Source organism: Desertibaculum subflavum (assembly GCA_003576705.1).
GTDB lineage: Bacteria > Pseudomonadota > Alphaproteobacteria > Ferrovibrionales > Ferrovibrionaceae > Desertibaculum > Desertibaculum subflavum.
The window spans coordinates 25,298-44,253 of the sequence record QOZS01000024.1 but is presented as its reverse complement, the minus strand read 5'-3'; the positions used below and the strand labels follow the sequence as shown (position 1 = coordinate 44,253).

The window sequence follows — 18,956 nt, the reverse complement described above, 5'->3', positions numbered from 1 at the left end:
CCGTGGCGGGGGATGCCGCCTTCCGCCTGCTGGAAGGCGGCCGGCGCGATCTGCTGCTGACCTGCGACCATGCGAGCCGCGTACTGCCCGAGGGTTACGGCACGCTTGGCATCGGCGAGGCGGAACTCGCGCGGCATATCGGCTGGGATATCGGCGCCGCCGCGCTGACCGAGGCGCTGGTCGAGCGGCTCGACGCGCCGGCCGTGCTGTCGGGCTTCTCCCGGCTGCTGGTCGATTGCAACCGCGCGCCGGACGACCCGACGCTGATCTGCGAGCTGTCCGACGGCACCGTCATCGCCGGCAATCGCGGTTTGTCGTCCGACGAGGTTGCGGGACGCATCGCGCGCTTCCACACGCCGTATCATGACGCGATCGCGCGGCAGATCGATGTCATGCGGCGCAGCGTCGAGGCGCCGGCCATTGTGTCGATCCACAGCTTTACCCCGACGATGCGCGGCCGCGCCCGGCCGTGGCATTGCGGCATCCTGTGGGATCAGGACCCGCGGCTCGCCGTGCCGCTGATGGCGAAGCTCGGTGCCGAGCCGGGCCTCGAGGTCGGCGACAACCACCCCTATTCGGGCAAGAGCCATGTCGGCTACACGATGGGCCGGCACGGCGCATCGGCGGGACTGCCGCATGTGCTGATCGAGGTGCGCCAGGACGAGATCGACCGGCCGGCCGGAGTGGAGCGCTGGGCCGGGCGCCTGGCCCGCGTGCTGGCGGAGATCATGGCCGAAGCCACGCCGTTCCGCGTCGAGCGCTACTGACCGCAAGCCCGGTCCGCGCTATCTCTAGGGGTGGCGATCGATCCTCGGAGAGGAGAGTGCGATGGACCAGAAGACCGAGTTGGAGGCGGCGGCGTTCCGCCGGCTGGTGCAACATCTGCGCGAGCGCACCGATGTGCAGAACCTGGATCTGATGAATCTCGCCGGCTTCTGCCGCAACTGCCTGTCGAACTGGTACCGCGAGGCGGCCGAAGCCAAGGGCGTCCAGATGAGCAAGGACGAATCGCGCGAGATCGTGTACGGCATGCCCTACGAGGAATGGAAGGCGAAGCACCAGACCGAGGCGTCGCCGGAGAAGCTGGCGGCGTTCAAGCCACCGAAGCATTGAGGTCTATTCGAAAGTGTTCGAGGAACAGATGGCAGCGACGGCAGCGGCGAAGAACGAGCAACCGGCGAACGACGTGGGCGGCATCGCGGCCGAGCGGCTGCGTCAGATCGTCGCCCGCATCGAGCGGCTGGAGGAGGAAAAGAAGGCGCTCGCCGACGACATCAAGGAGGTCTACGCCGAGGCCAAGGGCGCCGGCTTCGACACCAAGATCATCCGCCAGATCATTCGCTTGCGGAAGGTGGAGCAGGCCGACCGCCAGGAGCAGGAAGCCCTGCTCGACCTCTACATGCAGGCGCTCGGCATGGCATGATCGCCGGGCGTGATCGGCCGGCGCTTAGGAATTCATAAACCCCTCGGCGCTCACAATTGTAGCGCAACCGGAAGGTGGCATGGTTTGGGGGAGCCACAACGCGCCGTGAGTTACTACAGCTTCGAAAACCTGTCGTTCCTGCTGGTGGACGACAATGAACCGATGCGGCGGCTGGTGCGCACCATCCTGCACCAGCTGGGCTCGCACGACATTGTCGAGGCGCCGGAGGGCGAAGAAGCGCTCGACCTCCTGCGCGGCCAGGCGGTCGACATCGTGGTCTGCGACATGATGATGCGGCCGATGGACGGCATCGCCTTCACCCATGCCGTGCGCCAGGACGGCCGCAGCCCCAACCGCTTCCTGCCGATCATCATGACCTCGGCCTATTCGGAGCCCGACAAAGTGGTCGCCGCCCGGGATGCCGGCGTGACCGAGTTCCTGGCCAAGCCGCTCAGCGTCACCGCGCTCTATCAGCGGGTCATGGCCGTCGTCGAGCGGCCGCGGCCCTTCGTCCGCAATGGTGCCTATTTCGGGCCACTGCGCCGCGGCATCGATGCGGGTCCGAATATTCCGCGCGGCGGTGCGGGCGTCGGCACGCTCGAGATGCTGGACGGCTGAGCCCGATGGCCAAGCCCGCCGCCTATGAGGTGATCCAACCGGTCAATCCGCTGCGCGCCAAGGTCGGACCGCCCAGGCCGACCGATCCCGGGCTGATCGCCCGCGCCGAGGCGGCGCTGCAGGACATGGCCGGGGATTATCTCGGCTGGGTGGCGAACGACTTGGCGGCGCTGGAAGCCGGGGCGGCCGCCTTCACCGCTGCCGTTGCGCCCGCCTCCCGCATCGAGGCGCTGCAATCTGTCTACGGCGTGGTGCACGACATCAAGGGCCAGGGCGCCACCTTCGATTTCAAGCTGGTGACCGGCATCGCCGGCTCGCTCTGCCGCTATCTCGAACGCACGGCCGAGATCGGCGGTGCCGAGGTGCCGGCCGATCCCGAGATCGTCGGCGCCCATGTCGACGCGCTGCGCGCCGTCATCGGCCACGGCGTCAAAGGCGATGGCGGGTCGCTCGGCCGCGAGGTGGAAAGCGGCCTTGCCAAGGCCATTCAGCGCAGCCTCGACCGCGCGAAATCGGCGGCGCCCCGCTAGGCCGGGCGGCCTAAGGGCTAACCGAAATCGCGGCAAAGAGACCAATTGTCGCGCGATTCCGGCTTCACAGCCGGTCCGGCCGGGCGGATGATGCCGCCCGGTTGGGGCGTTCATCCGGAGGATGGGCGCCATGCAGGGTCGAGCGGGGTCATGGACTACGACCGGATTTTCGGCGATGCGATCGCGCGGCTGAAGGCCGAGCGGCGCTATCGCGTATTCACCGACCTGGCGCGCAAGGCGGGCCGCTTTCCGCGCGCCGTCGACCACGGCACGGCGAACGGCCGGGAGATCGTGATCTGGTGCTCGAACGACTATCTCGGCATGGGCCAGCATCCCGCGGTGATCGAGGCCATGCACGAGGCGATCGACCGCTACGGCGCCGGGGCCGGCGGCACCCGCAACATCTCCGGCACGCATCACGCCGTGATCGAGCTGGAAGCCGAGCTTGCCGGCCTGCACGGCAAGCCCGCGGCCCTCGTCTTCACCTCGGGCTTCGTCGCCAACGAGGCGGCTTTGTCGACCCTCGGCAAGCTGCTGCCCGATTGCCTGATCCTGTCGGACGCGCTGAACCACGCCTCGATGATCGAGGGCATCCGCCATGCCGGCTGCGAACGGCAGGTGTTCCGCCACAACGACCTTGCCCATCTGGAAGAGCTGCTCAAGGCGGCCGGCCGCGATCGCGCCAAGCTCATTGCCTTCGAGAGCGTCTATTCGATGGACGGCGACATCGCGCCGTTGGCGGCAATCTGCGATCTCGCCGAGACGTACAACGCGCTGACCTATCTCGACGAGGTGCATGCGGTCGGCATGTACGGGCGGACCGGCGCCGGCGTCGCCGAGCGCGACGGCGTGATGGCGCGGATCGACGTGATCGAAGGCACGCTCGCCAAGGCCTTCGGCGTGGTCGGCGGCTATATCGCGGCCTCGGCCGACCTGGTCGATGCGGTGCGCAGCCACGCGCCGGGCTTCATCTTCACCACCACCATTCCGCCCGCGGTCGCCGCCGGCGCGCGCGCCAGCATCCGCTATCTGCGCGCGCATGACGAGATGCGTGAGCGGCACCAGGAGCGCGCCGCGACCCTGAAGGCCATGCTGGCCAGAGCCGGCCTGCCGGTGATGCCCTCCGAAAGCCATATCGTGCCGGTCTTCGTCGGCGATCCGGCCATGTGCAAGCAGGCTTCCGACCGGCTGCTGGACGAGCACGGCATCTATATCCAGCCGATCAACTATCCCACCGTGCCGCGCGGCACCGAGCGCCTGCGCATCACGCCGACGCCGCTGCACGACGACGCCATGATGCGCGACCTGGTCAATGCACTCTCCGCCGTGTGGCAGGAGCTCGGGCTGCGCCAGGCAGCCTGATCAGCCGGCCGGCCGCCGCGCCCTGAGCGCGGCCTTCAGCGTCCCGTCATCGAGATAATCGAGCTCGCCGCCGAGCGGAACGCCCTGCGCGAGTCGCGTCAGCTTCGCGCCGGTCGGCTCCAGCCGCTCGGCCACGTAATGCGCCGTGGTCTGGCCTTCGACCGTCGCGTTCATGGCGAGGATGACCTCCGCCGCCCCGGTCGCCCGGACCCGCTCGACCAGTTCGCCGATGCGGAGCGATTCCGGGCCGCGGCCGTCCAATGCCGACAGCGTGCCGCCGAGCACGTGGTAACGCCCCCTGAAGGCACCGGCGCGTTCCAGCGCCCAGAGGTCACGCACATCCTCGACCACGCAAATCGCCGTGCCATCGCGCTCCGGATCGGCGCAGATGCCGCACGGATCGCGGGTGTCGAGATTGCCGCAGGCAGAGCAGGCCTTGACGCGCTCGGCCGCCTCGGTCAGCGCACTCGCCAGCGGGCGCAGCAGCTGCTCGCGGCGGTCGATCAGGTGCAACGCGGCGCGGCGCGCCGAGCGCGGCCCGAGGCCCGGCAGCTTGGCGAGCAGCTGGATCAGACGCTCGAGCTCGGTCAAGGAAGCGATCTCACCCCGCTCAGAACGGCAGCTTGAAGCCGGGCGGCAGCGGCAGGCCGCCGGTCACCTGGGCCATCTGCTCCGCCATATAGGCCTCGGCCTTCGTCTTGGCATCGTGATGGGCGGCGACGATCAGATCCTCCACCACGGTCTGCTCCTCCGGCTTGAACAGCGCCGGGTCGATCGAGACGCGCCGCATCTCGCCCTTGCCGCTCAGGGTGACGGTGACCATGCCGCCGCCGGCGCTGCCGGTCAGCTCGTGCGCTTCGAGCTTGGCCTGCATTTCCGCCATGCGGCCCTGCAGCTGTTGCGCCTGCTTCAGCATCTCGGTGAGGTTCTTCACGGCCTAATCCTCCGCTTCCGTCGGTTCCGCCGGCGCTTCCTCCTCCGTCTCGACCGGATCCGCCGCCGGCGCGGGCGGCGTCACCGTCTGGATCGCGGCGCCGGGAAAGGCCGCGAACACCGCCTGTACCAACGGGTGGCGCTCGACCTCGGCCCGCGCGGCCGCCTTGGCTGCCTTCTCGCTCTCGTCGATCGACGGCTCGCCCGGCTGTGTCGAAACCACCACCGCCCAGGGCCGCGCCGTCCATTCCCTGAGCTTCAGCTGCAGACGGTTGGCAAGGTCGGGCGGCGCTCCTGGCGCGGTGGAGAACTCGACATGGCCGGCATCGATCCGGACCGGTCGCACATAGAGAACGATCTCGGCCCTGAGACGTGAATCGCCGCGGGCGGCCACCAGTTCCACGATCTCCCTCAGGCTGCTCGGCAGCTTCGCCTCCGCCGGGGCCGGTGATGCGGCGGGGGCCGCGCGCGGGGCGCTGGGTGCGCTCTCGCCAACCGCCTTCGCCATTGGGCGCGAGGGGAGGGCGGGCGCCGGGCGTCCGGCCGGCATGGCAGCCGGGGCCGCGGCGGGAGCCGCGGCGGCACCCTGGGTCAGCGCCGCCACCAGGTCACCGGGCGGCGGCAGCTCGGCCACATGGGCGAGGCGCAGGATCAGCATCTCCGCCGCCGCGGCGGGACGCGGCGCCCGCTGCACCTCGCCCAGCCCCTTCAGCAGCATCTGCCAGGCGCGCTGCAGCACCGCCATGCCGAGTTTCTGCGCCATCGCACGGCCGCGGCCGCGCTCCGCCTCGGGGACGCTCGGGTCGTCGGCCAGCGCCGGCACGATGCGGAGCCGGGTCAGCCAATGCGTCAGCTCCAGCAGGTCGCGCACCACGGCTTCCGGGTCGGTGCCGGCCTCGTGCTGCTGGCCATAGAGGCGAAGCGCCTCCGGCACATCGCCCCGCATGATCGCCTCGAACAGGTCGAGCACCTGGCCGCGATCGGCGAGGCCCAGCATGTCGCGCACCGCCTCGGCCTCGACCGCGCCGTTGCCATGCGCGATCGCCTGGTCCAGCAGCGAGAGCGCGTCGCGCACGCTGCCTTCCGCGGCGCGGGCGATCAGCGCGAGCGCTTCCGGCGCGACGGTGACGCCTTCCGCCTTGGCGATGTTGCCGAGATGCGCGACCAGCCGCTCCGCCTCCACCCGGCGCAGGTCGAAGCGCTGGCAGCGCGACAGCACGGTCACCGGCACCTTGCGGATCTCGGTGGTGGCGAAGACGAACTTCACATGCGGCGGCGGCTCTTCCAGCGTCTTCAAGAGGCCGTTGAAGGCGGCCGTGGAGAGCATGTGCACTTCGTCGATGATGTAGACCTTGTAGCGCGCCGAGGCCGGCGCATAGCGCACCGCCTCGATGATCTCGCGGATATCGCCGATGCCGGTGCGGGATGCCGCATCCATCTCGATCACGTCGACATGGCGGTCCTCGGCAATGGCGCGGCACGGCTCGCAGATGCCGCAGGGATTGATCGTCGGCCCGCCCGTGCCGTCCGGCCCGACGCAGTTGAGCGCGCGGGCGATGATGCGGGCCGTGGTCGTCTTCCCCACCCCGCGCACCCCGGTGAGGATGAAGGCATGGGCGAGCCGCCCGCTCTCGAAGGCGTTGGTCAGCGTGCGCACCAAGGCGTCCTGGCCGATCAGGCTCGAGAAATCGGCCGGACGGTGCTTCCGGGCAAGGACGCGATAGGCGGCGGGCTCGTTCATCGGCGGGGCGGCACGCCGTCAATGGCAAGAGAAACGGGGTGGGAGGCTGTCAACGACCCGAACCGGAGCTCGTTACGGCTGCTTCCTTCCGGACCTGACCGGGTTGGCGAGGGGCTCGTCCGCCGCCAACCTCCCGCGACGGTCTTAACGGTCGGGCAGGGACGGCGCAACGGCGATGACGCAGGCAGAGCCGGCAGACGCCGGCCGCACCGCCGCGGCGGGCACAATTATCCGGCAGACCCTATTCGTTCATTCCCCATAAACGTGTGGTCGGGGCCGGCCGCCCGGTCGGTTAACAAGGGGTGGAGATCCGCCGCATTCTGTCAAACGGGTTTACAATCACGATGAGTGCGGACTTTGGTGGAGAGCTAACCCTCTGTATTAACGGGAATAGTTACTTCTGGCACGATTGCTGCTTACAGGTGGATCGGGATTGTTGTAACGGGCCGCGTTGTGTTCGCTGCCCTTACCGTGGAGGACCAGATGAACAAGTTCACGGGCATGGTCGCAGCAGCGGCATTCGGTGTCGGCCTTGCCGTCGCCGCGCCGGCGAACGCGGCGTTTCTGAGCATCGACGGCGGCACGTTCGGGCAGATCCCGGGCGGCACCGGCGAGAATGATTTCCTGAATCCGCTGTTCGGCGGCGCGTCGCAGCTGAACGGCTATTTCGGGTCGGACCTGCTGATCAACCTGCCCGTGCAGGGCACGGTGACCGTCAACTTCTACGGTGCCGAAGCCGGCTACACCAACACGTTCAGTCTCGGCGGCGGCCTGATCACGTTCACCCACAACGGCGGCACCGGTCCGGACTCGGTCATCGCCGGCAGCCTTGCGTCGCCGCTGGACAGCGACTCGGTCGTCGGCAGCGGTGTCGGCCTTCTGACCTTCTCGTTCCTGACCGACCAGACCAACGTCGATGGGCCGTCGGGATCGGTGAGCAACGGTACGAACCCGGACGACTCGGCGGGCACCGCCGATTCCCCGAACTTCTTCCTGAGCTGCGACCCGACCGGCGTGGGCACCGGGACGGATTGCGACACCGTCTATGTGTTCCTGGACGACGCCGGCGCCGGCCCGGACGACAACCATGACGACTTCCTGGTCACCATCACGGTGAGTGTCCCCGAGCCGGCCTCGATGGCGCTGCTCGGCGGCGGCCTGCTCGGCCTCGGCCTGCTGGCCCGTCGTCGCCGCCGCTAATCGGCGGAGCGACCGGCCCCTCTGGTCGGTCTCGTCAGGACTAAGGAATGCGGCCCCGCAAGGGGCCGCATTTCGTTTCAGCCGAGCTCACCATCTCGGCTTGCGCTTTTCGTTGAAGGCGTCGAGGCCCTCCTGCGCGTCGGCGGTGGCGATGATGTTGCAGATCGTCTCCACCGTGCTCTCGATGGCGCGCCGGTACTCGAAATCGTTGACCCGCATATAGGCGTCGCGGGCCAGCTTCATCACCACGGGTGACTTCTCGGCGAAATCGCGGGCAAGCGCGCGCGCCTTCGGCAGCACCTCCGCCTGCGGCACGACGTGGTTGACCAGGCCACGGCGCTCCGCCTCGGCGGCCCCGATGCTCTTGCCGGTGAACAACAGTTCGAACGCCTTGTGGCGGCCGATCTGGCGCGGCAGATGCACGAAGTGCATCGCCGGGATGACGCCGACCTCGATCTCGGGATAGCCGATCGACGCCCGCTCGCTCGCCACGATGACGTCGCAGGAGACGGCGAGCGTCACGCCGGCAGCCCGCGCCGGCCCGGTCAGCGCCGCGATGGTCGGCTTGCCCAGGCGGTACTGGGCATCGTGCATGCCCATATAGAGCTTTTCCAGGTAGCGCCGCAGATCGAGGCCGGATCCGCCGCGGATCATCGCGAGGTCCATGCCGGCGGAGAAGGCGCGCTCGAAGGCGCTGGTCAGGATCACGGCGCGCACGCCGTCATCCTCCTTGGCGCGGGCATAGGCGGCCAGGATCTCGTCGATCAGGGCGTGATTGATCGCGTTCACCGGCGCGCGCTTGAGGGTGATCTCGGCGACGCGCTCGGTCACGGCGTAGTCGAGCAACTGGAACGCGGTCATCTGGTTTCCTCCCGGATCGGCGTTGCCGATTGATCTATCATCTCGCGCCGCTGTCGTCGTGAGGGAGGTCCCATGCGGATCGAAGGGTCGTGCTATTGCGGGGCGGTCCGCTTTGCCTGCGACGCCTATGCGCCGGTGCCGTATCTGCGCTGCTACTGCTCGATCTGCCGCAAGACGGCGGGCGGCGGCGGTTATGCGATCAACCTCGGCGCCAGGGCCGACACGCTGGAAATCACCGGCGAGCGCCACATCCGCAAGTTCCATGCCCGGATCGACGGCGAGGAAAGTCCCGGCGAACGGCGTTTCTGCGGCCGCTGCGGCTCGGCGCTGTGGGTCTGGGACCCGCGCTGGCCGGACCTGGTGCATCCCTTTGCCAGCGCCATCGACACCGACCTGCCGGCGCCGCCCGCGCAGGTGCACATGATGCTGGGCTCCAAGGCCAGCTGGGTGCGGGTCGATGCCAAGCGCGGCGAAGAGCGCGAGCCGGAATACCCCTCGCAATCGCTGAAGGACTGGCACAAGGCGCACAAGCTGCTGTCCAAGGCCTGAACGGGTTGTGCCGGCGCGGCACTCCGGCGCAGGATGCCGGGCGGGAGGGGACAACGAACAAGAGGGACGCGATGCAGCGCGCCGCCCCGGTCATCGCGACCGACATTCCGGCGAGACTCGATCGGCTGCCCTGGGGCCGGTTCCACACGCTGATCGTGCTGGCGCTCGGCATCACCTGGGTGCTGGACGGGCTGGAGGTGACGCTCGCCGGTGCGGTGGCCGGCGCGCTGAAGGAAAGCCCGCGCCTGCAGTTCAGCAATGCGGAGGTCGGCCTCTCCGCCACCGCCTATCTGCTCGGCGCGGTGCTGGGCGCGCTGCTGTTCGGCTGGCTCGCCGACCGCATGGGCCGCCGGCTGCTCTTCTTTGTCACGCTCGGCGTCTATGCGCTCGCCACCATCGCCACCGCCTTCGCCTTCGACATCTGGAGCTTCGCGCTGTTCCGCTTCCTGACCGGTGCCGGCATCGGCGGCGAATATGCCGCCATCAACTCGACCATCCAGGAGCTGATCCCGGCGCGCTATCGCGGCCGCACCGACCTTGCCGTCAACGGCACCTTCTGGGTCGGCGCGGCGCTGGGCGCCGCGGGCTCCGTCGTGCTGCTGGACCCGGCCTGGCTCGGCCATGAGCTCGGCTGGCGCGCCTGCTTCCTGATCGGCGGCGTGCTGGCCGGGCCGATCATCCTGATGCGGCTCTGGATTCCGGAAAGCCCGCGCTGGCTCGCCACGCATGGCCGCGCCGACGAGGCGACGGCGATCGTGGCCGCGATCGAGAGCGGCTATGCGGCGCGCGGCCGTCATCTTCCGGCGGAATCGCATGCCGTCATCCACCTGCGCCCGCGCCGCGCTACCGGACTGATCGAGGTTGCGGAGACCATCTTCCGCGCCCATCGCCGCCGCGCGCTGGTCGGCCTCGTGCTGATGACGGCGCAGGCCTTCTTCTACAACGCGATCTTCTTCACCTATGCGCTGGTGCTGACCGACTTCTACGCCGTGCCGGCCGAGAGCGTCGGCTGGTACATCCTGCCCTTTGCCGCCGGCAATGTGGCGGGGCCAATCATCCTGGGCCCGTTATTCGACACGCTCGGCCGGCGGCCGATGATCGCGTCGACCTATGCGATCTCCGGCCTGCTGCTCGCGGCCACGGGGCAGCTTTTCGCCGCCGATCTGCTCAGCGCGACGACGCAGACGATTGCCTGGTCGACGATCTTCTTCTTCGCCTCGGCGGCGGCGAGCTCCGCCTATCTGACCGTCAGCGAGACCTTTCCGCTGGAAGTGCGGGCGCTCGCCATCGCGCTCTTCTATGCGCTGGGCACCGGGCTCGGCGGCGTGGCCGCGCCCTGGCTGTTCGGCGCGCTGATCGAGACAGGGTCGCGCGGCAACGTGTTCGCGGGCTATCTGTTCGGTGCCGGGCTGATGCTGGTCGCGGCCGTGGTGCAGGCGCGCTTCGGCGTCGCGGCGGAACGGCGCCCGTTGGAGGCTGTGGCCCGGCCGCTATCGGCAGCGGACGCAAGCCATCCGCCGCAGTGACGCGACAGCGCCCTACTTCGCCTCGCGCCGCCACACGGCGAGCAGGCCGGCGAGCAGCAGGGCCAGCACCAGCAGGGCCGGCATCAGCGGATATTGCGAGGCGCCGGTGACCAGATACTGGCCGCGGCCGATCAGGCCGAGCCAGCCGCGGCCCTGCGGGTCGCGCTCGGCCGGCAGGCGGCGGATATCAGGCAGACCGTCGGCGAGCCAGCGCACGGCGCCGCGCGTCGCGCTGACGGCCGGCTCCAGCACCGCTTCCGTCGTGCGCACATCGGAGAACTCCACCGGATTGATCGCGCCGACGATCGCCGTCGCTTCCTTAGCGCCATCGGTCATCTTGTGCAGGCCCGGCTCCTTGGCGCGATAGGTGCCGGTGCGCCGACCGCCGGAGGCCTGAGTCAGTTCCACCTGCGTCGTCGTGCCGTCCGGCGCGGTGACCTGGACCGGATTGTCGCGCGGCTCCAGTGAGCGGCGGGTGATCTGCACCCGGTCGCCCTCCACATCGGCGACCAGCACGTCCTCCTCCAGCTCCGGCTCCTTCATCAGCCAGTGCGCGACGCGGCGCAGCACTTCCTGGTGCGGGCCGCCGCCCTCGTAGCCGCGGGCCCAGAGCCACAGATGGTCGGACAGGAACTGCGCCACGCGGCCCTGGCCGACGCGGTCGAGGATCAGGAGCGGCTGGTCGCTGGCGCCGCTCATCAAGGTGGTGCCGCCGGCCGGCTCGACTTCGATCTGGCGGAACCAGCGGCCCCAGGTCGGCCGCCCGCCTTCGGCATCGGCGCCGGGCAGGTCGGCGGTGACCGGATGGCGCTTGCCGAGATCGGTCAGCATCGGCCGGAAGCCGGCCGTCGCCATGCCGCCGGTCGGCCGGCCGGGCAGCACTTCGGCGAGCGGCGTGCGGTAGATGCTGAGCGGGCCGGAGAAGGCCGGCCCCGCCGCCTCGAACACCGCGCCGCCCTTGCGCACGTAGTTGGCGATGTTCTCGTAATACGCCGTGGGCAGCACGCCGCGGCGGCGGTACTGGTCGAAGATCACCAGATTGAAGTCGGTCAGCTTGATCTCGAACAGCTCGCGGATCGGGAAGGCGATCAGCGACAGCTCGCGGATCGGCGTGCCGTCCTGCTTTTCCGGCGGGCGCAGGATGGTGAAATGGACGAGGTCGACCGCCGGATCGGCCTTGAGAAAATTGCGCCAGATCCGCTCGCCGGCATGCGGCTCGCCGGTGATCAGCAGAACCCGCAGCCGGTCGCGCACGCCGTTCACCGCGACCGCGGCACGGTTGTTGCGCAAGGTCAGCTCGTTCTCGCCGGCGGAGGCTTCGATCTCGACCACGGTGCGGCCGGCGCGCTCGAGCTTGAACGGGATCTTCACCGTCGTGCCGGTCTGCGCCGTCATCACCTCGGGCGCGCCCTGGTCGACGCGGACGGTCAGCGTGACCGGCTGACCAGCCTTCTTGCCGTCCTCGACCCGGAGCTCGATGACGAGCTCCTCGCCGACGATGCCATAGCCCGGCGCCTTCTCCACCACCAGGCGGCGGTCGCTCTCGTCGCGATCGCCGGTCAGCAGGCCGTGCACCGGAAAGCCCAGCCGCTCCGCCGCTTCCGGCGTCGGCACGTCATGCACCTGGCCGTCGCTCAGCAGGATGGCGCCGGCGATGCGCTCGCGCGGCACGTCGCCGATCGCCCGCTCCAGCGCGCCGAACAGGCGCGTGCCGTCCTCGGTCGCGTCGCTGCGGTTGGCGCCGCCGGCGCCGACCACGCGCACTTCCATGTTGGGGAACTGGGCGAGCTTGTCCTGCAGCGCCTTGATCGCCGCATCGGTGCGGGCCTTGCGCTCGCCCAGGCCCTGGCTCGGCGATTCGTCGGCGACGATCACGGCGACGTCCGAAAGCGGCTCGCGCTGCTCCTCGATCAGGATCGGATTGGCGAGCGCGAGCAGGCCGAGGCCGAGCGTGGCGAGGCGGAGCCAGGTGCCGCGGGCGCCGCGCCAGAGGCCGAGGCCGATCACCACCGCCAGCGCGGCGCCCAGCGCGCCAATCAGCCACCAGGACAGCAGCGGCGAGAAGGTGAGGCCGGAATAGGCGGTCATGCGCTATTGCCCCAGCCGTTCGAGCAGCGCCGGCACATGCACCTGATCGGCCTTGTAGTTGCCGGTCAGCGCGTACATCACCAGGTTGACGCCGAAGCGATAGGCCATCTCGCGCTGGCGCTGGCCGCCCGGCACCACGGCATGCAGGGCGCGGCCCTCGCCGTCGATCGCCCAGGCGGCCGCCCAGTCGTTGCCGCCGATCACCACCGGCGAGACGCCGTCATTGCTGCCGCGGCCATGCCGCTCGACCCAGACCTTGCCGCCGGCGAAGCGACCGGGAAATTCCTGCGTCAGATAGAACGCCTTGGTCAGGATGTGATCGGCCGGCACCGGGGCCAGCGGCGGGATGTCGAGCCGCCCGAGCAGCTGGCGCAGCCGCTGCGCACCGGGGCCGACGACGCCCTGCGCGCCGAACCCGCCGGCACCGCCGGCCATGTCCTGGTCGCGGGTGTCGAACAGGATGGTGCCGCCGGTCTTCATGAACTGCGCCACCTTGGCCACCGCGGCGTCGGAAAGGTTCGGCTGCTGATCGGCCATCGGCCAGTACAGCAGCGGATAGAACAGGATGTCGTCGCGCTCGACATCGAGCGACACCGGCTCGCCACCCTCCACCGAGGTGCGGCGCGCCAGGATCAGGGTCAGGCCGGCGAGGCCCGCCTTCGCGGTCTGATCCACCTGCGCATTGCCGGTCAGGATATGGGCGAGGCGCAGTTCGAGCGTGCCGCGCAGCGCTGCCTGATCGGACGCGCTCTGAGCTTGCGCGCGGTCGGACCCGGCGATCGAGACGATCGCCAGCGCCAATGATGCCGCCGCGGTGACGGCGCGGCGACGGCCGAGCAGGCCGCGCAGCGCCAGGCCGATCACCGTGTCGGCAATACCGAGCGCGATGGCCGCGGCCAGCAGCCAGGGCATCAAATCGATCTCCGCCTCGGTGGAGAGCGTGGCGACGTTGACGCCGTTCGGCATCGGCGGCAGCGGCTTCAGTGCCGTCACGCCGTTGGTGAGGTTGAGCGCCCGCAGCGCCTCCGGCGGCCCGTAGAGCCCGGGCGGATGCACCGGCGAGGGGCGCGCGGTGACGATGTCGCGCGCGGCGATCGGCAGCGCGGTGGCACCCGGCTGCGACATGCGGCCATAGGCATCCATCACGCTGACCGGCTTCAGCGGCAAGGCGCCTTCGTCGACCGCGGTGCCGCGGCCGAGATCGACCAGCCGGCGCAGCATCTCCACGAACAGGCCGGAGATCGGTAGGTTCGACCATTCCGGATTGGCGGTGGTGTGGAACAGCACCAGCCAGCCTTCGCCGCGCTTCTCGGCGGTGACCAGTGGCGTGCCGTCGGTGAGGCGCGCCCAGGTGCGGTCGGCGAGATCGAGCGCCGGCTCGGCCAGCACCTGCCGGTTGATGATGACGTCGCCGGGCACGTTGAGGCTGGCGAAGGGCGTGTGGTCGCCGAACGGTGCGATGCGGGCCGGCTGCTCCCAGGTCAGCGCGCCGCCCAGCGCACGGCCGCCGATGCGGAGCCGGGTCGGCACCAGCTCGTCGGCGCCGTCGGCCATGCGCGGGCCGGCGAAGCGCACCAGCACGCCGCCCTGGCCGATCCAGCGCTCCAGCGCCGTACGGTCGCGGGCGAGGATCTTGCCGACATCGGCCAGCACGACCATGGCGAGCGGCCGCTGCAACAGGGCGTCAATCGTGCCGCGCGTCACTTCGGCGAAGGGCTGCAGCGCGCGGTCGAGATAGTAGAGCTCTGAGAGCAGCGGCTGGTCGGCCTCGGCCGCGGCGCCGGAGACGAGCCCGACCGGCCGCCGGCGCCAGCGGCTGTCGAGCAGAACGGCGGCGCCGGCGGTCGCCTCGCCTTCGATCTCGATCCGCTGCAGCGCGTTGCGCAGCTCGGTCGGCAGCTCCAGCGGGGCGGTCGCCTCGGTCGACCCTTCCTCGAAGGCGAGCGGCTGGCGTGCCAGCACGCGGCCGCCATCGGCAATGGCGCGCACCCAGATGGCTTCGGGGCCCGCGCGAGTCGCCCGCAGCGCCTTCAGGCCGAAGGCGGTGCCTTCGAGCTCGGGCAGCAACAGCGCATGCGGCGCGCGCTCCGGCGCCTCGATCAGGATGCGCACATCGCCCAGCCCCTGCAGCCGCTCGGCCAGCGCCACCGCGCCGCCCTCGTCGAGGTCGTCGGCGAGCCAGATCACCTCGGCGCGGTCGTCGAGGCGCGTCTCCACCAGCGCGCGGGCGGTGCGCAGCCGATCGGCATCCCAGGGCTTCGGTTCCAACGCGGCGAGCCGGGCGCGTGCCTCGCTCACCGGCCCGAGCTTGCCCACGGCGACGCCCTCGCTGCCGGCAGTCGGCGCGCTGGTCTGCAGCAGTACCGGCCGATCGGCTCGCTCGGCCTGGTCGAGGATGGCGCCGGCCGCGGTCTTGCGCGCCGCCCAGCCGCGTGCCGCCGACCAGCCGTCGTCGACCACCAGCACGACGGGGCCATTGCCAGCGAGCCGCGCGCCGGGATCCAGCACGGGGCCCGACAACGCCAGGATGGCCAGCGCGGCCAGGAACAGGCGCAAGAGCAGCAGCCAGAGCGGGGTTCGGGCCGGCGTCGTCTCCTCGACGCGCAGGCCGAACAGCAGGCGGATCGCCGGAAAGGCCACCCGGCGCGGCGCCGGCGGGGTCACCCGGATCAGCCACCAGATCACCGGCAGCCCGGCCAGCGCGACCAGGAACCAGGGATTTACGAAACCGATGGCACCAAGCGACCACATGGATGAACCCAATCCTATCCAGAAACCGTCGGCCTATCTCGAAAACGAACCGGCTGAGATCAATCTATCGTCCGTATGCCCCCGCAATCGCCGTGTAGAGCCCCAGCAATGCCGTCTCGGCCGGGCGGTCGGTGCGGTGCGTCGCATAGCTCCAGCCGAGCCGCCGGCAGATCTCGCGCAATCCTTCCTGATGCGCCGCCAGCCTGGCGTGATAGGCGCCGCGCAGCCGCTCGGCGCGGCTCGCCAGATACTCGCCCTCGCCTTCCAGCCCTTCGAACCGGGTGCGGCCGTCGAACGGCAATTCCTCCTCCGCCGGGTCCAGCACCTGGCAGAGATGTCCGCGCACGGCGCCGGCGGCGAAACGCCGGAACGTCGCTTCCAGTTCCGCCAGCGGCGACAGGAAGTCGCCGACCAGGACGAGGCCGGCATAGCGCGGCAGCTCGCGCCATGACGGCAGGCTCTCGGTCCCGGCACCAACCCGGCCATCGAGCTCGGCCGCGATCCGCTCCAAAGTCGCGCGGCCGGTCTGTGGCGGCGCCCCGCCGGCCAGCAGCGCGATGCGCTCGCCGCCGCGCACCAGCAGCGAGGCGACGGCAAGCAGCAGCACCTCGGCGCGCTCACGCTTGGTCGTCGCGACTCGGCGCGAGCGGTAATCCATCGACGGCGAGCCGTCGCGCCAGAGCCAGACGCTCTCCGCCGCCTCCCACTCGTTCTGGCGGACATAGAGGCGCTCGCGCTTGGCCGATTGCCGCCAATCGACGATCTGCAGCGGATCGCCCTGCTCATAGGCGCGGAACTGCCAGAAGGCGTCACCGATGCCGACACGGCGCCGGCCGTGCACGCCCTGTGCCACTGTCGCGGCGACGCGATCGGCCGCCACCAGCAGCGGCGGGAAGCGTTGCGCGAGCTCTTCGGCCCGCTGCCGTCGCGCGGTCAGCGCGTCGGCGCGCATCGTGCTTATCGGATCGGCTCGAGCAGGCGCTGGATGATGGCGTCGAGCGTGACGCCATCGGCGCGTGCCGCGAAATTGAGCGCCATGCGGTGCTTCAGCACCGGCGGGGCCAGCGCCACCACATCGTCGACCGACGGGGCAAGGCGGCCCTGCAGCAGCGCGCGGGCGCGCACCGCCAGCATCAGCGCCTGGCTGGCGCGCGGCCCCGGCCCCCAGGCGACATGCTTCTCGATTTCGGGTCCGCCGCCATTCTCGGGGCGGCCGGAGCGGACCAGGGCCAGGATCGCTTCCACCACGCTCTCGCCGATCGGCACCCGGCGCACCAGGCGCTGGATGGCCTGCAGCTCGGCGGCGGTCAGCACGCCTTTCACTTGCTCCTCGCCCACACCCGTCGTCGCCAGCAGCATGCGTCGCTCGGCCTCGAGATCGGGATAGGTGACGTCGATCTGCAGCAGGAAGCGGTCGAGCTGGGCCTCGGGCAGCGGATAGGTGCCTTCCTGCTCGAGCGGGTTCTGCGTCGCCAGCACGTGGAACGGGGCGGGCAGCTGGTGGCGCTGGCCGGCCACCGAAACCTGCTTCTCCTGCATGGCCTGCAGCAGCGCCGATTGGGTGCGCGGGCTGGCGCGGTTGATCTCGTCCGCCATCAAGAGCTGGCAGAACACCGGCCCGGCGATGAAGCGGAAGGCGCGGCGGCCATGCTCGGCCTCCTCCAGCACTTCCGAGCCGGTGATGTCAGCCGGCATCAGGTCGGGGGTGAACTGCACCCGGCGGTCGTCGAGGCCGAGCACGGTGCCGAGCGTCTCGACCAGCTTCGACTTGGCGAGGCCCGGAACACCGATCAGCAGCCCGTGGCCGCCAGCGAGGAGAGTGATGAGGGTCTCTTCGACCACTTCGTGCTGGCCGAAAATGACCTTGCCGATCTCGGCCTTGGCGGCGGCGAGCTTGCGTCCGGCCGCTTCGACCTCCGCGAGCAGTGTGTCGCTCGCTTCGCTCAGGTTGCGCATGGCACCCACACTATATGTTCCCGAGTGGTTAACGAAAGCCTGCATGCTGCGCTTGCGAATTCACGTTCGCGTAAGGCAGCCATGCAGAGAACGGGCCACCGGCCTTCGTCTGTGCACGGCGAGGGAAATCAGAGGATTGATGCCCAAGCCTCTCCCGCGATGAGGCCGGGTAGGACTAGAATCCGCCCATGACCACGACGACGATCGATCCGACCCGGCTGTTCGCCGACCTGAAGAAGACCAAGGGGCCGCCGCCGGTCCGCAAGTGGAATCCGGATTTCTGCGGCGATATCGACATGCGCATCGCCCGCGACGGCACCTGGTACTACATGGGCACGCCGATCGGCCGGAAGCCGATGGTGCAGCTGTTCTCGAGCGTGATCCGCCGCGATGCCGACGACAGGTATTATCTGGTCACGCCGGTCGAGAAGCTCGGCATCAAGGTCGACGATGCGCCCTTCCTCGCCGTCGAGCTGGCGGTGACCGGCGCAGGCCGCGACCAGGTGCTGACCTTCCGCACCCATGTCGACGACGTGGTCACCGCCGATGCCGCGCATCCGATTCGCGTCGAGACCGCCGCGGACGGCGAGCCCTCGCCCTATATCCTGGTGCGCGACCGGCTGGAGGCGCTGATCGCCCGCTCGGTCTTCTACGAGCTGGTCGAGTTGGGTGTCGAGGAGGCGGTCGACGGCGAGACGAAGTTCGGCGTCTGGAGCAGCGGCCGTTTCTTCCCGATCGGCCAGCTGGAGGCGGCGTGAGCGCCATGCAATCGGAACCGATCGCGAAATCCGTGCTGGCGAAGGAGATCATCGCCACCCGTCTCGCCCCCGCCGCCGGCTGGGCCGAGATGCCGCCGGAACCGCAGATGCGCGTCAACGGGGATCATGCCCTGAATCCCGGCCAGGCGCCGGCCAGGCCGACCAAGCGCGCCGCCGTGCTGGTGCCGGTGATCGAGCGGCCGGAGGGCCTCTCGGTGCTGTTCACCCGGCGCACGGCGCATCTCTCCAGCCATGCCGGCCAGATCAGCTTTCCCGGCGGCCGCGAGGAGCCGGGCGATCCCGATGCGGTTGCCTGCGCGCTGCGCGAGACGGAAGAGGAGATCGGCCTCGCCCGCAGCTTCGTCGATGTCGTCGGCCAGCTCGACCTTTACGTCACCGTCACCGGCTATGCGGTGACGCCGGTGGTCGGCTTCGTGACGCCGGGTTTCGAGCTGACGCCGGACCGGCACGAAGTGGCGGAGATCTTCGAGGCGCCGCTCGCCTTCCTGATGGAGGCGAAGAACCACAAGCGCGGCTCGCGCAGCTGGAACAACGGCGTGCGCCATTTCCTCGCCATTCCCTATGGCGGGCATTTCATCTGGGGCGCCACCGCCGGCATGCTATTGAACCTGTACCGCCGCCTGAATGGCGGCTGAGCAG

Annotated in this window: 19 protein-coding genes and 1 other RNA gene; 11 read left to right on the top strand and 9 right to left on the bottom strand. The window is 69.9% G+C overall.

Going from position 1 to position 18,956, the window contains the following annotated elements:
• Nucleotides 1-2 precede the first annotated feature (2 nt).
• The 6 genes from DT074_RS14260 to hemA all read left to right on the top strand — a co-directional run bounded on the left by DT074_RS14260 (nucleotide 3) and on the right by hemA (nucleotide 3,933).
• The gene (locus DT074_RS14260; RefSeq protein WP_119420527.1) at nucleotides 3-767 is read left to right on the top strand and encodes an N-formylglutamate amidohydrolase; all 765 of its coding nucleotides are present in this window, start codon (nucleotides 3-5) and stop codon (nucleotides 765-767) included.
• A gap of 61 nt (nucleotides 768-828) precedes the next feature.
• Nucleotides 829-1,113 carry a DUF1244 domain-containing protein gene (locus tag DT074_RS14255; RefSeq protein WP_119420526.1) on the top strand — a complete coding sequence of 95 codons (285 nt, stop codon included), beginning with the start codon at nucleotides 829-831 and terminating at the stop codon, nucleotides 1,111-1,113.
• Nucleotides 1,114-1,141: 28 nt separating this feature from the next.
• On the top strand, nucleotides 1,142-1,423 hold the full coding sequence (locus tag DT074_RS14250; protein WP_119420560.1) for a DUF2312 domain-containing protein: 282 nt from the start codon (nucleotides 1,142-1,144) through the stop codon (nucleotides 1,421-1,423).
• Between the two features lie 105 nt (nucleotides 1,424-1,528).
• Nucleotides 1,529-2,041, top strand: coding sequence for a response regulator (locus DT074_RS14245; protein WP_368744672.1), 513 nt, complete (start codon nucleotides 1,529-1,531; stop codon nucleotides 2,039-2,041).
• Nucleotides 2,042-2,046: 5 nt separating this feature from the next.
• Nucleotides 2,047-2,571, top strand: coding sequence for a hypothetical protein (locus tag DT074_RS14240; RefSeq protein ID WP_119420525.1), 525 nt, complete (start codon nucleotides 2,047-2,049; stop codon nucleotides 2,569-2,571).
• Nucleotides 2,572-2,721: 150 nt separating this feature from the next.
• Nucleotides 2,722-3,933 (top strand): 5-aminolevulinate synthase, encoded by a 1,212-nt coding sequence (gene hemA / locus DT074_RS14235; protein ID WP_119420524.1) that lies wholly within the window; start codon nucleotides 2,722-2,724, stop codon nucleotides 3,931-3,933.
• Here hemA and recR read toward each other — a convergent pair whose 3' ends face one another.
• From recR to ffs, 4 genes are all read right to left on the bottom strand, one after another.
• Nucleotides 3,934-4,533: a recombination mediator RecR gene (gene recR, locus DT074_RS14230; protein ID WP_119420523.1), complete on the bottom strand. Its 600-nt coding sequence runs from the start codon at nucleotides 4,531-4,533 to the stop codon at nucleotides 3,934-3,936.
• Nucleotides 4,534-4,543: 10 nt separating this feature from the next.
• On the bottom strand, nucleotides 4,544-4,867 hold the full coding sequence (locus DT074_RS14225; RefSeq protein WP_119420522.1) for a YbaB/EbfC family nucleoid-associated protein: 324 nt from the start codon (nucleotides 4,865-4,867) through the stop codon (nucleotides 4,544-4,546).
• 3 nt (nucleotides 4,868-4,870) lie between these two features.
• On the bottom strand, nucleotides 4,871-6,607 hold the full coding sequence (locus tag DT074_RS14220; protein WP_119420521.1) for a DNA polymerase III subunit gamma/tau: 1,737 nt from the start codon (nucleotides 6,605-6,607) through the stop codon (nucleotides 4,871-4,873).
• A 38-nt stretch (nucleotides 6,608-6,645) separates the two neighbouring features.
• An RNA gene (gene ffs / locus DT074_RS14215) (signal recognition particle sRNA small type) lies at nucleotides 6,646-6,741 on the bottom strand.
• Between the two features lie 349 nt (nucleotides 6,742-7,090).
• On the opposite strand from ffs, the gene DT074_RS14210 reads away from it, so the two are divergent.
• Complete coding sequence (locus tag DT074_RS14210; RefSeq protein ID WP_368744670.1) at nucleotides 7,091-7,807, top strand: PEP-CTERM sorting domain-containing protein; 717 nt, start codon at nucleotides 7,091-7,093, stop codon at nucleotides 7,805-7,807.
• An 87-nt stretch (nucleotides 7,808-7,894) separates the two neighbouring features.
• Here DT074_RS14210 and DT074_RS14205 read toward each other — a convergent pair whose 3' ends face one another.
• Nucleotides 7,895-8,668 carry an enoyl-CoA hydratase/isomerase family protein gene (locus tag DT074_RS14205; RefSeq protein WP_119420520.1) on the bottom strand — a complete coding sequence of 258 codons (774 nt, stop codon included), beginning with the start codon at nucleotides 8,666-8,668 and terminating at the stop codon, nucleotides 7,895-7,897.
• 72 nt (nucleotides 8,669-8,740) lie between these two features.
• On the opposite strand from DT074_RS14205, the gene DT074_RS14200 reads away from it, so the two are divergent.
• Both DT074_RS14200 and DT074_RS14195 read left to right on the top strand, forming a co-directional pair.
• Nucleotides 8,741-9,217, top strand: coding sequence for a GFA family protein (locus DT074_RS14200; RefSeq protein WP_119420519.1), 477 nt, complete (start codon nucleotides 8,741-8,743; stop codon nucleotides 9,215-9,217).
• Between the two features lie 71 nt (nucleotides 9,218-9,288).
• Nucleotides 9,289-10,743: an MFS transporter gene (locus tag DT074_RS14195; protein ID WP_119420518.1), complete on the top strand. Its 1,455-nt coding sequence runs from the start codon at nucleotides 9,289-9,291 to the stop codon at nucleotides 10,741-10,743.
• A gap of 12 nt (nucleotides 10,744-10,755) precedes the next feature.
• Here the strand turns inward: DT074_RS14195 and DT074_RS14190 are convergent, their stop codons facing one another.
• From DT074_RS14190 to DT074_RS14175, 4 genes are all read right to left on the bottom strand, one after another.
• Nucleotides 10,756-12,831 carry a hypothetical protein gene (locus tag DT074_RS14190; protein ID WP_119420517.1) on the bottom strand — a complete coding sequence of 692 codons (2,076 nt, stop codon included), beginning with the start codon at nucleotides 12,829-12,831 and terminating at the stop codon, nucleotides 10,756-10,758.
• A 3-nt stretch (nucleotides 12,832-12,834) separates the two neighbouring features.
• Nucleotides 12,835-15,582, bottom strand: a complete 2,748-nt coding sequence (locus DT074_RS14185; protein WP_119420516.1) for a DUF4159 domain-containing protein — start codon at nucleotides 15,580-15,582, stop codon at nucleotides 12,835-12,837.
• A gap of 64 nt (nucleotides 15,583-15,646) precedes the next feature.
• Complete coding sequence (locus DT074_RS14180; RefSeq protein WP_119420515.1) at nucleotides 15,647-16,534, bottom strand: DUF58 domain-containing protein; 888 nt, start codon at nucleotides 16,532-16,534, stop codon at nucleotides 15,647-15,649.
• A 5-nt stretch (nucleotides 16,535-16,539) separates the two neighbouring features.
• Nucleotides 16,540-17,538: an AAA family ATPase gene (locus DT074_RS14175; RefSeq protein ID WP_162914901.1), complete on the bottom strand. Its 999-nt coding sequence runs from the start codon at nucleotides 17,536-17,538 to the stop codon at nucleotides 16,540-16,542.
• Between the two features lie 188 nt (nucleotides 17,539-17,726).
• Between DT074_RS14175 and DT074_RS14170 the strand changes: the two genes are divergently transcribed.
• Together DT074_RS14170 and DT074_RS14165 are read left to right on the top strand one after the other, a co-directional pair.
• Entirely contained in the window at nucleotides 17,727-18,296 is a 570-nt protein-coding gene (locus DT074_RS14170) for a DUF1285 domain-containing protein (protein ID WP_119420513.1), read from the top strand.
• The gene (locus tag DT074_RS14165; RefSeq protein ID WP_438503680.1) at nucleotides 18,248-18,952 is read left to right on the top strand and encodes a CoA pyrophosphatase; all 705 of its coding nucleotides are present in this window, start codon (nucleotides 18,248-18,250) and stop codon (nucleotides 18,950-18,952) included. Before DT074_RS14170 ends, DT074_RS14165 begins: the two co-directional genes overlap by 49 nt.
• Nucleotides 18,953-18,956 lie beyond the last annotated feature (4 nt).

Excerpts from the sequence above, each read along its gene's own strand:
- DT074_RS14250 (WP_119420560.1), top strand. The coding sequence starts at position 1,142 with ATGGCAGCGACGGCAGCGGCGAAGAACGAGCAACCGGCGAACGACGTG.
- DT074_RS14240 (WP_119420525.1), top strand. The coding sequence starts at position 2,047 with ATGGCCAAGCCCGCCGCCTATGAGGTGATCCAACCGGTCAATCCGCTG.
- DT074_RS14255 (WP_119420526.1), top strand. The coding sequence starts at position 829 with ATGGACCAGAAGACCGAGTTGGAGGCGGCGGCGTTCCGCCGGCTGGTG.
- DT074_RS14220 (WP_119420521.1), bottom strand. The coding sequence starts at position 6,607 with ATGAACGAGCCCGCCGCCTATCGCGTCCTTGCCCGGAAGCACCGTCCG.
- DT074_RS14190 (WP_119420517.1), bottom strand. The coding sequence starts at position 12,831 with ATGACCGCCTATTCCGGCCTCACCTTCTCGCCGCTGCTGTCCTGGTGG.
- DT074_RS14200 (WP_119420519.1), top strand. The coding sequence starts at position 8,741 with ATGCGGATCGAAGGGTCGTGCTATTGCGGGGCGGTCCGCTTTGCCTGC.
- DT074_RS14185 (WP_119420516.1), bottom strand. The coding sequence starts at position 15,582 with ATGTGGTCGCTTGGTGCCATCGGTTTCGTAAATCCCTGGTTCCTGGTC.
- hemA (WP_119420524.1), top strand. The coding sequence starts at position 2,722 with ATGGACTACGACCGGATTTTCGGCGATGCGATCGCGCGGCTGAAGGCC.
- DT074_RS14175 (WP_162914901.1), bottom strand. The coding sequence starts at position 17,538 with ATGCGCAACCTGAGCGAAGCGAGCGACACACTGCTCGCGGAGGTCGAA.
- DT074_RS14210 (WP_368744670.1), top strand. The coding sequence starts at position 7,091 with ATGAACAAGTTCACGGGCATGGTCGCAGCAGCGGCATTCGGTGTCGGC.
- DT074_RS14170 (WP_119420513.1), top strand. The coding sequence starts at position 17,727 with ATGACCACGACGACGATCGATCCGACCCGGCTGTTCGCCGACCTGAAG.
- DT074_RS14195 (WP_119420518.1), top strand. The coding sequence starts at position 9,289 with ATGCAGCGCGCCGCCCCGGTCATCGCGACCGACATTCCGGCGAGACTC.
- DT074_RS14180 (WP_119420515.1), bottom strand. The coding sequence starts at position 16,534 with ATGCGCGCCGACGCGCTGACCGCGCGACGGCAGCGGGCCGAAGAGCTC.
- DT074_RS14205 (WP_119420520.1), bottom strand. The coding sequence starts at position 8,668 with ATGACCGCGTTCCAGTTGCTCGACTACGCCGTGACCGAGCGCGTCGCC.